Origin of the sequence: Peribacillus sp. NPDC058002 (assembly GCF_042886655.1) — a bacterium.
In the GTDB taxonomy this organism is placed as follows: Bacteria; Bacillota; Bacilli; order Bacillales; family DSM-1321; genus Peribacillus; species Peribacillus aracenensis.
Genome location: NZ_JBHVQU010000110.1, coordinates 1 through 13,131 on the forward strand (window position 1 = coordinate 1; position 13,131 = coordinate 13,131).

General features: G+C 41.7%; 11 protein-coding genes and 1 pseudogene. 1 reads left to right on the top strand and 11 read right to left on the bottom strand.

Annotated features, from left to right (window positions below):
- Positions 1-234: 234 nt before the first annotated feature.
- From ACFVSH_RS17200 to ACFVSH_RS17225, 6 genes are all read right to left on the bottom strand, one after another.
- Positions 235-1,728, bottom strand: a complete 1,494-nt coding sequence (locus ACFVSH_RS17200; protein WP_387707055.1) for an aldehyde dehydrogenase family protein — start codon at positions 1,726-1,728, stop codon at positions 235-237.
- 50 nt (positions 1,729-1,778) lie between these two features.
- Positions 1,779-2,744 (bottom strand): PDR/VanB family oxidoreductase, encoded by a 966-nt coding sequence (locus ACFVSH_RS17205; protein ID WP_387707057.1) that lies wholly within the window; start codon positions 2,742-2,744, stop codon positions 1,779-1,781.
- Between the two features lie 5 nt (positions 2,745-2,749).
- Positions 2,750-3,268, bottom strand: coding sequence for a hypothetical protein (locus tag ACFVSH_RS17210; RefSeq protein WP_387597362.1), 519 nt, complete (start codon positions 3,266-3,268; stop codon positions 2,750-2,752).
- A 16-nt stretch (positions 3,269-3,284) separates the two neighbouring features.
- On the bottom strand, positions 3,285-4,271 hold the full coding sequence (locus tag ACFVSH_RS17215; protein ID WP_387707059.1) for a heme-dependent oxidative N-demethylase family protein: 987 nt from the start codon (positions 4,269-4,271) through the stop codon (positions 3,285-3,287).
- 46 nt (positions 4,272-4,317) lie between these two features.
- The gene (locus tag ACFVSH_RS17220; RefSeq protein WP_387707061.1) at positions 4,318-5,730 is read right to left on the bottom strand and encodes a purine-cytosine permease family protein; all 1,413 of its coding nucleotides are present in this window, start codon (positions 5,728-5,730) and stop codon (positions 4,318-4,320) included.
- A gap of 84 nt (positions 5,731-5,814) precedes the next feature.
- Positions 5,815-6,045 (bottom strand): hypothetical protein, encoded by a 231-nt coding sequence (locus tag ACFVSH_RS17225; RefSeq protein WP_387597371.1) that lies wholly within the window; start codon positions 6,043-6,045, stop codon positions 5,815-5,817.
- 169 nt (positions 6,046-6,214) lie between these two features.
- On the opposite strand from ACFVSH_RS17225, the gene ACFVSH_RS17230 reads away from it, so the two are divergent.
- Positions 6,215-8,047, top strand: coding sequence for a sigma-54 interaction domain-containing protein (locus tag ACFVSH_RS17230; RefSeq protein ID WP_387707063.1), 1,833 nt, complete (start codon positions 6,215-6,217; stop codon positions 8,045-8,047).
- 287 nt (positions 8,048-8,334) lie between these two features.
- On the opposite strand, the gene ACFVSH_RS17235 is transcribed toward ACFVSH_RS17230, so the two are convergent.
- The 5 genes and pseudogenes from ACFVSH_RS17235 to ACFVSH_RS17255 all read right to left on the bottom strand — a co-directional run.
- Entirely contained in the window at positions 8,335-8,673 is a 339-nt protein-coding gene (locus ACFVSH_RS17235; RefSeq protein ID WP_387597377.1) for a VOC family protein, read from the bottom strand.
- A gap of 207 nt (positions 8,674-8,880) precedes the next feature.
- Positions 8,881-10,296, bottom strand: a complete 1,416-nt coding sequence (locus ACFVSH_RS17240) for an amino acid permease (RefSeq protein ID WP_387597380.1) — start codon at positions 10,294-10,296, stop codon at positions 8,881-8,883.
- 50 nt (positions 10,297-10,346) lie between these two features.
- Entirely contained in the window at positions 10,347-11,108 is a 762-nt protein-coding gene (locus tag ACFVSH_RS17245) for a dimethylarginine dimethylaminohydrolase family protein (protein WP_387597383.1), read from the bottom strand.
- 225 nt (positions 11,109-11,333) lie between these two features.
- Positions 11,334-12,515 carry an amidohydrolase gene (locus ACFVSH_RS17250; protein WP_387597386.1) on the bottom strand — a complete coding sequence of 394 codons (1,182 nt, stop codon included), beginning with the start codon at positions 12,513-12,515 and terminating at the stop codon, positions 11,334-11,336.
- Positions 12,516-12,563: 48 nt separating this feature from the next.
- A pseudogene (locus ACFVSH_RS17255) lies at positions 12,564-13,131 on the bottom strand (YfcC family protein); the annotation flags it as partial.

The following is a 13,131-nucleotide window of genomic DNA, read 5'->3' on the forward strand; positions in this document are numbered from 1 at the left end:
GGTTAAGACCTGAGATGATGAGGATGCTTTTTTTACATATTTCTATTCAGCGAGACCAACTAATGCAAGCGAACCATTTGGTTCGTAATATTTAGGCTGCCATTGATTAACCTAAAGGGGGTCGGATTTTTTATTTCCGTTCCTTTTTGTTACAAACCAAAAACCTAATCCGTATTTGGATTAGGTTTTTGGTTTGATTAAAGAAGGTAAGTTGCTTCATTTCCAATCATATGCTTAATTTGGGAACCAGCCTACAGGTTTTACATCGAGATTAATGTTGATTTGCTTAATTTCCTGGTATTCATCCAAGCCGTATTTTCCTAAACTGCGTCCAATCCCGCTCTGTTTGTAACCGCCCCATGGCGCCTCGACATATGTTGGATGATAATCATTCACCCATGTAATCCCCGCCCGCACTTTCTTGATCACACGCAATCCTTTTGCGCCATCGTTAGTGAAGACGCCCCCTGCAAGGCCGTAGTCTGTATCATTTGCAAGTTTAATAGCTTCTTCTTCATCTTTAAACTTTTGAATGACAACGACCGGACCGAAGATTTCCTCTTGTACGATGCGCATGTCAGGTGTTACATCGGTGAAGACAGTCGGTGCAATGAAGTATCCTTTATCAAGGCCGTCATCAACAAGACGGTAACCGCCTGCTGCAAGTGTCGCCCCTTCCTGTTTGCCGATTTCAATATAATTTAAGATGCTATTCATTTGCGCTTCGCTGACAATTGCCCCCATGTTGCTGTCTTCTGCAAGGCCAGGTCCAACTTTGATTTTATTCGCGCGTTCCACATAGCGTTTTACATATTCATCATAAATGCTTTCTTCAACCAGGATGCGGCTACCTGATGAACATACTTGGCCGGCACCGAAGAAGATGCCAAATAATCCGTAATCGATGGCTGTCTCTAAATCTGCATCGGCAAAAACGATGTTAGGTGATTTACCGCCAAGCTCAAGGGAAATTTTCTTTAAGTTGCCCGCGGCGGCTTTCATGATAGTGCGGCCAACATCCGTACTTCCCGTAAATGATACAATGTCAACGTCCTTGCTTTCTGCAATGGTTTGACCGACAACAGTGCCGCGACCCATCACCATATTAGCCACACCTTTAGGGATGCCGACTTCCTCTAGAATTTCAAATAATTTCATTGCTGTTACAGGTGTCACTTCAGCCGGTTTATATACAATGGTGTTACCCGCCGCAAGGGCCGGTGCGATTTTCCAGACACTCATTAGAAGAGGGAAATTCCAAGGTACTATCAAACCGGCTACACCTACTGGCTCACGAACGACCATCGCTTGCACGGGAGCGGGAACTTGATAAGTTTCCCCTTCCGGATGAAGGACCAAACCAGCGTAGTAACGGAAACACGCGGCGGCATCGGCAATATCGAAACCTGCCTCTGCTTTAAGTTTACCGTTGTCCATTGTTTCGAGAATCGTTAACTCTTCCGCACGTTCATCAATTTTATCAGCGATTTTATATAGATAGGAAGCTCGCTCCTGTGCCGTCAGTCCTGACCAGATTCCACTTTCAAAAGCTGCTTTCGCAACTGAGATTGCCTTTTCAGTATCTTCCTTGGTGGCACGAGGAGCCCTTGCAATGACTTCCTGTGTTGCAGGATTGATTACCGGGATTACTTCATTTGAAGATGAGGATTTCCACTTACCGTCGATGTAATTTTTAAGCTCTAAAACAGCCGTTTCTAAAATTGTCATGTTTTTTGCCTCCGGTTTTCATTATTTTTTTGTAAGTCTGTACGGAATCGTTAAAGTTTTAATACAAGTCTGTCGTCCTTCGCACGTGAGCAGCATGTTAAGATTGACTTACGTGATTGGCGATTTTGTTCGCTAAGGAAGAAATCCCGGTGATCCACTTCACCTACTGCAACATCTACCTCACAACTTCCGCACCCTCCCACTTTACAAGAATAAGGTGCATCAATTCCTTCCCTTAATAGCGCATCAAGCAGTGTTTCACCTTCATGAACATGGATGGAACGATCGCTGTCTGTAAGCTCGACAATGAAAGGATCTTGCGGCCCATCATTTTTTGTCGCAAATAATTCGAAGTGGATCGCATGTTCCGGATAACCATAGGAACTGGCGGCTTTTCGATACTCTTGAACCATCTCGATTGGTCCGCAAAAATATACATGCGTGCCAATGCGATGATCCTTCATCGTCTCAGGCATCATTCTGCGTTTGTCTTCTGCCTGCGAAAAATAAAAGGTGCATTGATCAGGGTATTTGGCTTTCAACAGATCATAAAAAGCACATAATTCCGGTGTGCGCGCTGAATAATGGAGTTCGAAGGTTTGGCCTTCGGCAGCCATGTCTTCCATCATTGCCAGAAATGGGGTGATGCCGATTCCAGCTGCATAAAAAGCATGATGCTTTGCTCGAAAGCTGAGAGGGAAGTTGTTTTTAGGGAAACTGACTTCCAACCTGGAATCTATCTGTACATGATCATGCCAGAAAGCGGAACCTCCGCGTGACGCCTCATCACGCCGAATGGAAATTGCATATTTTTCACGTTCCCTTGGGTTGCTGATAAGGGAGTATTCCCTTTCGAAGATCGTATCCCCGGCCGGCATGAATGTGGTCAAATGCGAACCGCCTGTAAAAGCAGGCAATGGGTTTCCGTCAACTGGAATCAATTCGAACTGTTTTACGAATGGAGTTTCTTGAATGATCTTGTTTACTTTCATTTGAATATTTCCTACTACCCGCATGATGATCAGCTCCCTACTTCTTCTTTTCCGATTGGAATGAATGGGTAACCAATATAACCTTCCCGTACTATGGAATAAAAAGGTCCTATTTCTAGCCTTGCTCTGCAATGGTCACATTCGGCAATCTCTGCTTCTTCTTCGACTTCCGACACTTCAAAACATTTCATGCAATATACGTACCGCCGTTTAGGCCCGATAATCACCGTCTGGATCTCAGCTTCAGATAGACCAGCTTCCACCCCGAGCGAGAAGATCATAACAGCATTGTTCCATGCAGCCGCAATATAAAATTGGGTGCCCATCTTTTGTGACAAGATGAATCTCTTAATCTCCTCTTTATCCTCCATTCCGTTAAAGGAAATACATTCAAAATGCACTGTACCTGCAAGCTCAGATATAAAACTTTTCGCCTTTTCATATCCGGCTTGATCAGAAATGACCACAAACTTTCTTCGTTCATTCCTAGGAGTAAATTGATTTACGATCGTAATTGATTTATCAAACAATACTGGACTATTGTACAAGGCCCTATCCTCCTACTTATTGTTTATTTTCGTTTTTTTGTTCTTCATCAATACGCCTCAAATATTCGACCGATTGCGGAAGAAACGGGGCTATTCCTTTGTATGCAGCCATAGGTTCCGGAATATCCTGCAGTACGCTATATGTCAGATCAAACCACTCCTGGCGCAATGTCAAATCCTCCAGTGGGAGGAACTGCGTATTCAATACGAATAGAATGGCGTTGCTTCTTGGCATGCGATAAAATTTTTGTTCTTCAACACGCAAACGAACAAGTTTACCTGCATTTTCCGGTGTTATCCCAGAACGCTGCGGTCCCCAGACATCCATCGTTTCATAGTTGACATCCCAACGGTCAGCCATCAGGTTCCAGTTGATGCGTGTCCATGGCTTTCCTGGCTCAATGGATAATAAAAACTTACGAACGCGATCTGCCAGTTCATCGCCTTTCCGTGATACAAATGGAACGGGTGCATGGATTTCATCAAAGGACATGCCTTTATTCCAGTTAGCTGAGAAGAGTGCGGCGTATGAAACTTGTCCCACTTCCAAATAGAAATTACTATCGCGATGAACCATTAAAACAAAATCATTGTGGAAATGGCGCCCTACATAATCAAGAGGCTCATATGGAAGCGTGCTGGCATCGCCATACACGAATGAATCCGATTCCCCGAAAATGTGGTTCTTGAAAGTCCAGTTGTCTCCATCTTTAATGACCTCGAAATGCTCCGGATAGCGATCAGTTGCCATGCCGATGAGCATTTCCAATATTTCCCATTGCATTTCCATTGTGTGTGAAAAGGATTGAAACCTTATATGCGGCTGTTCTTGAAGGAGACGACGCTTCGTTTCCACTTGAAGTCTATATTCTGGAGTAACTTCAATACAGTTAATGTTTGAGAGTCTTTTCAAATCGTTTGAATAACGATAGTTACCTGAAGTGAATGGAAATGGGAATGTATCTAAATCAGTTGTTTTGAAATCTAAACTTTGTGTAAACATTGAACAATCTCCTCTCGTTCCCTAGATTCTTTAAATTGCGTTTTTTCTATTTAGCTTCCTTTAATTCAACGGATGGACGCTCCATGTCAACTCCAAAACGGAAAATGTATTTAGATGAAACATAGTAGGTGACTAAAGCGACAAAGTATGTTGGAATTCCGGCAGCTGTATGAAGGAAAAAGTCACTTGCTTCAAAAGTCAATGGATTATAAAGTGCCCAGTAAACGATCGTTCCAATGACCACCGTTAGAACTGCCGACGGGTTAAGGCCTTTCCAATAAGTATAAGAGCCCTGTGTGTCATACAAATCCCTTATTGAAATGCGTTGTCGCTTTACAAAAAAGTAATCTGCAACGACAATTCCGCCAAGAACAGCCATGATAAAGGAAATGACAGCAATGAATGAACCAAATGCATCATAGAACGTCGAGCTTAGAAGTAAGAATATGGTCGGTACGGTTGTACCCATCGCAATCATCCATGACTTTTTCGGGAATACAGTTTTAAAGCTGACAGCTTGTGAGTACATAAGGAAAATGGCTGCACCGACATTCCCAACTGAAAGTAAAATCAAGCCAATGAAGCCGCCCCAACTCCCTGCGATGGAAAACATCCAGTCAGAAGGATTAAGTGAACCAGCGACTAATGCAGCAATGGCCCCAACTAAAGCTGCGATACAAACGATGATTCCATAGCTGTAGAATCCTGCTTTAAATGCTCCTCCTTCTGTTTTAGATAAACGGCTGTATTGGCCAAGGTATGGCAGCCATGAGAAGCCGAGACCGATATTTAATTCCAGGGCTGTCGCGAATGAACGAGAATTCGTTTCAAATGGCTCGGAAGGAAGTATATGAGCGACTTTAGTGAATCCCTGGCCAAACAAGACTATTGCAAGAAGACCAAACATGAGAACCATAAAAACCGGAACGGCTACTGCGGTATATTTTTGAATCGCTATCGGTCCCTTCACCGTTACTAGAAATGCACAGATGAAGAGTAAAATCGAGAAAAACGGCGCTCCAGTTGCTTGGCTTGAGAAAATGGCGGGCATCCCCATCCAATTAGCAGCCTCTGCTAACGCCTGGCCGGACATGAAAAGCGCAATGGAAATGTAGCCGAGAGTTAAAATAAGAAAAACAAAGAAAAAGATATTGGATCCTAGATACCCTAGTGAACTTCGAAACCCTACAAAAGTATCTATGCCATAACGCGCAAAATAAAGGGTAATGGGAACAATCAACAGCAAAGGGAAGGCGTTACCGAATAAAATCGCTGCCAGTGACTGCTTCACATCAAGCATTGTACCTGTGTATCCACCAGTTAACAGCCCAAAAGATGAGAGGCCAATTACAACCTGAACTAAAATTAAATCCCGAAGATTAAAAATCCGGTCACTTTTACTTGCCGGTAAAAAACCAAAGGCCACATCCTTTGAAATGGAGGCATTCTCTTTACTCACACGCTTCTCTCCCAACTATAAAATAATGATTGTATCGCTTGGAAATAAGACTGTCATTGTTTTGGGTGAGCTAAATAAACTACTTTAGACAAGTGTATAGACCAGGTAAAAGATGATTAATATCATGAGAAAAATTGAACCTGTCGCATCCTTCCATTTCATTTTGTCGATTTTCACGGCATCTTCCTTCTCATACGCATTGATCCGCTCATTCAAATCTGAATATAGATTTTTAATAAAGGGATCTTCAGAATTGATATTCTGTTGGAACTGATTCTCTTTATTCAAAATCGTTTCTCCCTCCTTTGCAATCATGCTTTCTAGTCCCTTCTCTTTACTTTAATGCAATAAACATGCCAATCAGAAAACACCATGCTTACTGGGTTTCCAATAGGAAGAATATTCATTTTTGAAACTATTGAACAATTGTGAAATTTCTGTAATATAAAAGCTAGGAAGTTAAATGAAAGGCAGGTAGACATGAATGGATCACTTCACCTCTGTACTCTTGTCTATTTACGACCAGCTTATTGTGACAGATAAAAATGGCACCATACTGAAATCGACCGGAACAGGAAACACCTTATTCCAAACAGTCAAATCCGCTAATGTCGGCGGTTCCATCAAGGATGTTGAACAAGATTTGTTTTCCACAAGCTTGGCAGAAGAGATAATGGGCAAAAATGAAAAAAGATCTTCCATGCTGTCCTCATGGCAGGGTCCGGAAATGCTGATGACGGCATACCCAATTGAAACTGGGGCCTGGGTGTGGGCCTACAAAGAAATTAAAGACTCTTATCCAGATACATCAAGGGGTCAATCAGGGCCTTTGTTTGAATCGAAGAAGCCATCTTTTCCATTTGTGATCCGCAGTAAACCGATGCTTGATGTTCTGCATAAAATGCAAATGGTTTCCGATGTTAGCGCAACAGTCCTTTTATTGGGGGAATCCGGTGTAGGAAAGGAAATGGCCGCCAGGGCCATACATAATATGAGTAACAGAAGCGACGGTCCGTTTATACCTGTCAATTGCGGTGCAATCCCGGAAAACCTAATTGAAAGCGAACTTTTTGGCTACGTAGAAGGGGCTTTTACCAGCGCACGGAAAGACGGCGCCAAAGGGAAATTCACACTCGCCCATAAAGGTATCTTATTCTTGGATGAGGTTGGCGAGTTACCGCTTAACGTACAGGTAAAACTGCTTCGCGTCCTTCAGGAACGCGTTGTCACACCAATTGGAAGTACGGCATCACACCCTGTTGATATTCAGGTGATTGCCGCAACAAATAAATCGCTCGAAAAAATGGTGAAAAAAGGTGAATTTCGAGAAGACTTATATTATCGCCTTCATGTCGTACCTATCCATCTTCCGCCGCTTAGGAATCGTGTAGATGAAATCCCCCACCTGGTTCAGTTTTTTCTACAAAAGTACAATGCACTATACAATCGAAATGTGGCTTTCACCCCGGATGCAATCGACTTGCTATGTATCTATCAATGGCCCGGTAATGTGCGCGAACTTGAAAATACAGTTGAAAGGCTTGTGATTACTAGCGGAATGCCGGAAGTAGATGTTGCGTTGGTTAAAGAGGTCCTTCCTTTTAAAGGGCCCAAACCCGCTTCAATACCTGTTATCGATTTTCTTATGCCTATGCAGGAAGCAGTCGAGCTTGTGGAGGAACAGCTCATCAATATGGCGATGGAACAATACAAATCATTAAAACTAGCAGCGAAGGTATTGGAAGTCAGCCAGCCTACGATGAGCAGGAAATATAAAAAATTACGTAATAAAATTGAGGAGGCACGCTTTTCACCAGTGGATAAACGGGCCATTTTAGAAGAACAAATAAATCAACGGCTTCGTTCCATTGCGGTTGTAACCGCAGCTATCATTCCAGCTGAAGAGGTTATCAGTCTGCAAAAAAATATGAACCGGCAAACTTCCTATTCCCAGAAATTAAAACAAAAACTTACCATGATTCAAGAAAAGGAAGGCGTAATTGAATGGGTCTTTATATTTATCATGACGGAGGATGGACGTCTGATTCACCTCGTTGCAGACAAAGGCTTTGTAATTGAACCGGGGGAAGAATATATTGGCCCCCCTGAAATGGTTAATGTTGCATACCAGGCGTTTAATGGTAAGGCTGGTGTGACTCCGATATATGAAGACAGGTACGGTGAGTGGAAAACAAGCTTTGCGCCTATTATTGATGATGAGGGCAATATCGTTGCTATTGTAGGTTGTGATTACAGCAAAGCCTATTTCAATTCGGAAATGCAACGTCTCCGTAAACAACTCAATATACATGTTTGATTTTAGGATGCAGTCATGCAGGATCAAAACGTTTGGGGAATAAAGCAAAAAAAGAAAAGCTGAATGCAAAAGCCTTCTTGAACAGGCTTTTGCATTCAGCTTTTTCGGTATGATCAAACCATATATACACCATGAATGTTATACAGGAGTTAAAATGGCATTAACGCCACCCATTTTTCGGATCTAACTGGTGTTTCCATATTGACCACACTTATAGGCTATAGTATATCTTGTTCTTCCACTATCCTCTTTTATAGTAGTTTTACGATTTATCTCCAAGTAATTCTTTAACATAGTACTTCTATGTTAAATCCTCCAGGCGCTTCTACATAGAACGTATACCTGTGTAGGTGTTGTGGAGATTTCACCATAAATCCATCATCCTTCAACCGTTGATTGATCCTGTTGACTTGCTCTTCATTTTCTTGTATGAATCCAACATGAAAAGTCTTCGGGTATTGTACATCGCTTCCTTTCATTAGAGTCAATATGGAACCATCATCATCTTTCATTGCAGCGAACCCATCTCCCCGGCTTCCTGCACATGACAATCCAAAGTATCTTTCTAAAAACTCCCTTGATGCTGTAACATCATTAACTGTTAAATTTATATGATTGATCTTCATTACTTCCCCCCATTTTAATTTTATTGTTTTCTTTCCGTCTCTCGGTAAAAGAAGTTAATTTTCCCTTCCTATTTTGTAAGGTATTCCTTCTTCGTTAAAATGTTGGTATTTTCCTTCCGATTCAGTGAATAATCATCCAAGCGACCGCATTTACAAGATTTAAAAAGGCCAACCAGTAAAAACTGGCTAGCCTTTTGTGCAACTCAACTACAATATTTTTTCATTTTCAAGGCTGGTATTTGACTCCACTTTCTTAGCCAATTTAAATTTATAGAATAATATACAGGCTATCAAAAATCCTATCCCATAAAACAGTCCGACTCGTTGAGTAGGATCAAAGGCAAGGAATACTAGAATCAGCAAACAAAAGCCTAAACAAAACAACGGGACAAATGGGTAAAAGGGTACCATGTATTGTAAATCTTCCGTTTTACCACCCGCTTTTATAAATTTCCTTCTAAACATATATTGCGATAAAGCAATTCCCATCCATGAAATCGTGACGGAAATACCAGCTATGGACATAAGTATCACGAACACTGTATCGGCCGCAATGAAGCTAGTCAATAACGATAGAAGCGAAAAACAGATTGTAAAAAGAAGGGCATTCAATGGCACCTTCCTCTTGGATAATAGACCAAACACCTTGGGTGCCATACCGTCATGAGCCATCGACCAAAGCAACCTTGTGGATGCATAAAGACATGAATTCCCCACAGAAAGAATGGCTGTCAAAATAATGAAATTCATGATACCTGCTGCATAAGGAATCCCGGCTATCTTCATCAAAGTTACAAAAGGGCTTTCCAATAAGCCTAATTCCGAAGAAGGGAATATGGCGGAAAGGATGATGATGGACGAAATGTAGAAAACAATGATTCTAAATAGTACGTTTCGAATGGCTTTAGGGATATTCTCTTCGGGCTTTTCACTTTCCCCTGCCGCTATTCCTATTAGTTCTGAGCCTTGATAAGAAAATATTACATTCATCATTGTCACAAAGATAATGGTAATCCCCCCTGCTGGAAATAGACCAGAAGGAGCCAAATTCTCAAAGAATGGGGTTGGACGATCAGATAAAGAGACAAAACCAAAGATGCCAGCGATTCCAATCAAGATAAACAAAATCACTGCAACGATTTTTATTCCAGCGAACCAATATTCCGCCTCTGCAAAACCTCTTGTCGTTAATGCATTCAAAGTAAATAAAAGCACTATGAACACAGCACACCAAATCCAGGTAGGACTATGGGGGAACCACTGTTTCATCAATATTCCTGCTGCCGTGAACTCAACTCCTGCAGTGGCGGCTGAACCTACGAAATACATCCATCCTAGAGAGAAACCAGCGGAAGGCCCTATATATTCGGCAGCATATTTCTGGAATGAACCTGTAACCGGCATATGAACGGCCAGCTCGCCAAGGCAGACCATTACCATGTACAAAATAAGACCGCCGGCTAGATAACCGACAAGGGCCCCTCCTGCCCCTGCTTGGTTAATGGTATAGCCTGCATTTAAAAAAAGACCTGTACCGATTACGCCGCCAAGTGAAAGCATAAATAAATGGCGTCTTTTCATTGAGCGCTGCAGCTGATCATTATTCTCCAGTCCATACCCCATATAAACACTTCCTTATCTTATCTATTAACCTATCCTTCTCCTAAACTATCTTAGAACCTCAAAGAGAGACAACTAAGTCCGCCATCTTGTTTTTGAAATTCAGTCACCTCCACATCAATCACAGTGTATCCCAAATCTTCAATTTTTTTCTTTGTATCCTCAAACCCTTTAGGGACAATAACGCAGTCGTTCATTCTTACGCAGTTACCCGAATATTCCTCTTCCTGTTTTACGATTATTTGATTGAAGCCAGAAAAAGCCTCGTGATTAATGAATTCCCCGGCCACTAATAAATTATTGTCTCCCAGGTAATTGACACCCGTTTTTAAATGAAAGAACTTCTTAAGGGGAATGATCGTCGTATCATATCCATATTTAGCCATAATATCTTTGAACTGAAGAGCACCTGTTTCATTTGTTCTAGTTGAAAGACCAATATAGAAGTGATCTTCAACTTGCATTACATCTCCGCCATCCAACATACCTGGAGATTGAATATATTCGATTGTGTCATAAAAGTTCTTTAAAACTTCTCTCATTTCATTAATCTCACCATTCCGGCTTTCTGCACCAGGATTGGTTACAAGGGCACATTTTGGCGTCAACACGGCTGTATCTTCCACAAACGTGGAATCAGGGTATCTCTCATCCGGTTCGAGAACGGTCACTTTCACACCGCAGCGTTTTAATGCTTCTACATAAGCATCGTGTTGTATAAGAGCTTTTTCATAATCCGGGTTTCCTAAATCCGATGTTGTTAAGCCATTTACATAACTTTTTCCAATCTTTCTTACAATCGCGTGTTTAAACATTTATATTCCTCCTAAATAGGTAGTTTATTTTTTAAAATGTAGGCTATTAACCTTTTTGAACCAGAAGTTCTTTAAATGAAATTTCTTTTCATCACTTTGCTCACTTAACTATTCCAGAAGCGGAAACCATGGAAAAAACCAGTCATGATAGGGAGAAAAGACACCGTAAGTTTTCTTTTAAACTATAACGTTTGTCTTTTCCAGCCCAATGCTTGCTCAATTATTTTAATCACCGCATAATTTATCAGCTATATTTACAAAATATCTTACTCCATACCCTAAAGCCTTCTCATCGATTTTAAATTTAGGATGGTGTAAAGGGTAAGCTTTTCCAAACTCATCATTATGAACGCCTAGAAATTGCATGGAAGAGGGTACGATTTCGGAAAAAGCCGAAAAATCTTCTGTCCCGAACATAGGATCATCAACCCGGATGATATTATCTCCTTCAAAAATACCTTCCATGACCGTTCTTGAAATATCGACAGCTGCTTTATCATTTACCACGGCTGGATACCCTAAATACCAAGTAATTTCACATTTTGCCCCATGTGTTTCTGAAATCCCCTTAACGATTTGCTCTAGATACTCCCTTGCTTTCAATCGGCTATCAGGGTCTAAGGAACGAATGGTACCACCGATTTTTGCATATTCAGGTATGACATTCAGCGCACTACCTGAATGGAATTGAGTGACTGAAATGACGGGTGTCCTAAGAGCTGAAATTTTTCTCGAAACGATATGTTGAAGATTCGTAGTAATTTCTGCACCAATGAGCAGCGGATCTACCGTTAATTCCGGAGTCGACGCATGACCGCCCTGCCCAATGATTTTAATTTCAAAATCATCGGCTGCTGCACAGAATACCCCTTCCCTTAAACATATCGTACCTGTTCGTTCATAAGGAGTAACATGCAGTGCAAATGCATAATCCACTCCTTCCATGACCCCTTTTTTCACCAATTCCTGAGCTCCCCCTGGCAGAACCTCTTCGGCGTGTTGGAAAATAAACCTGACTTCTCCATCAATCGCATCTTTTTTCCCAGAGAGGACTTTAGCAGCACCTAATAACATCGCAGCATGTGCATCATGTCCGCATGCATGCATAATCCCGGGATTTCTTGATTGATAATCAATTTCTGCTTCTTCTTGAATCGGGAGTGCATCAATATCGGCACGAAAGGTGATGGTATTCGATTTTCGGGCAGATTTTTTAGCTCCTTTGAGAACCGCTAAAACGCTCGTTTCGGTAGGTCTCGTCACTTCCAATCCTGTAAAGGTTTTTAATTTCCTATAGATGAATTCAGAAGTCTGGTACTCCTGATATGAGAGCTCCGGATTTTCGTGAAAATGACGTCGCCATGAAATCACTTCATCGACAACTGTCTCCTGTATTGTCTTCATCATAAATGCCTCCCTGATCATTTAGTGCCAATATTCAGATTTTTAAAGTCTTTAAAAAGGGCCATACTGTATGCTTTGAGCAATGATCAAAAAGATAATTGCTACCGCAACCTGAATCAAAAGATACGGAAACACCCATTTTACCCATTTCGTAAAAGATATGCCTGCCACTGCCAGTCCAGCCAATAGCACTCCAGAAGTCGGAAATATCATATTCGAAATCCCATCCCCTAATTGGAAAGCTAACACTGCCGTTTGTCTTGTCACACCCATCAAATCCGCCAATGGAGCCATTATCGGCATCGTCAATGCTGCTTGTCCACTTCCGGATGGAACAATGAAGTTAAGAAACAATTGGACAATGAACATTCCGATTGCATTTATGGCGGGAGGAAGCTGCTCAACCAATCCCGCAGCATAATATAAAATCGTATCCAGCATTCCGCCACTTGTAATGATGACCAAGATTGTCTGCGCAATGCCTATTATCAATGCCCCGGAAACCATTTCGCCCGCTCCTGAAATAAAACCATTAGCCATCTTGGATGGAGTCAAGCCACCAATCAGGCCCATTATGATCCCGCTTAATAAAAACAAGCCGCCAATTTCACTTATATAC

What these genes read in the sequence shown, in the direction of transcription:
- ACFVSH_RS17200 (WP_387707055.1), bottom strand. Translation starts at nt 1,728, where the DNA reads ATGACAATTTTAGAAACGGCTGTTTTAGAGCTTAAAAATTACATCGAC.
- ACFVSH_RS17205 (WP_387707057.1), bottom strand. Translation starts at nt 2,744, where the DNA reads ATGCGGGTAGTAGGAAATATTCAAATGAAAGTAAACAAGATCATTCAA.
- ACFVSH_RS17215 (WP_387707059.1), bottom strand. Translation starts at nt 4,271, where the DNA reads ATGTTTACACAAAGTTTAGATTTCAAAACAACTGATTTAGATACATTC.
- ACFVSH_RS17225 (WP_387597371.1), bottom strand. Translation starts at nt 6,045, where the DNA reads ATGATTGCAAAGGAGGGAGAAACGATTTTGAATAAAGAGAATCAGTTC.
- ACFVSH_RS17230 (WP_387707063.1), top strand. Translation starts at nt 6,215, where the DNA reads ATGGATCACTTCACCTCTGTACTCTTGTCTATTTACGACCAGCTTATT.
- ACFVSH_RS17235 (WP_387597377.1), bottom strand. Translation starts at nt 8,673, where the DNA reads ATGAAGATCAATCATATAAATTTAACAGTTAATGATGTTACAGCATCA.
- ACFVSH_RS17240 (WP_387597380.1), bottom strand. Translation starts at nt 10,296, where the DNA reads ATGGGGTATGGACTGGAGAATAATGATCAGCTGCAGCGCTCAATGAAA.
- ACFVSH_RS17245 (WP_387597383.1), bottom strand. Translation starts at nt 11,108, where the DNA reads ATGTTTAAACACGCGATTGTAAGAAAGATTGGAAAAAGTTATGTAAAT.
- ACFVSH_RS17250 (WP_387597386.1), bottom strand. Translation starts at nt 12,515, where the DNA reads ATGATGAAGACAATACAGGAGACAGTTGTCGATGAAGTGATTTCATGG.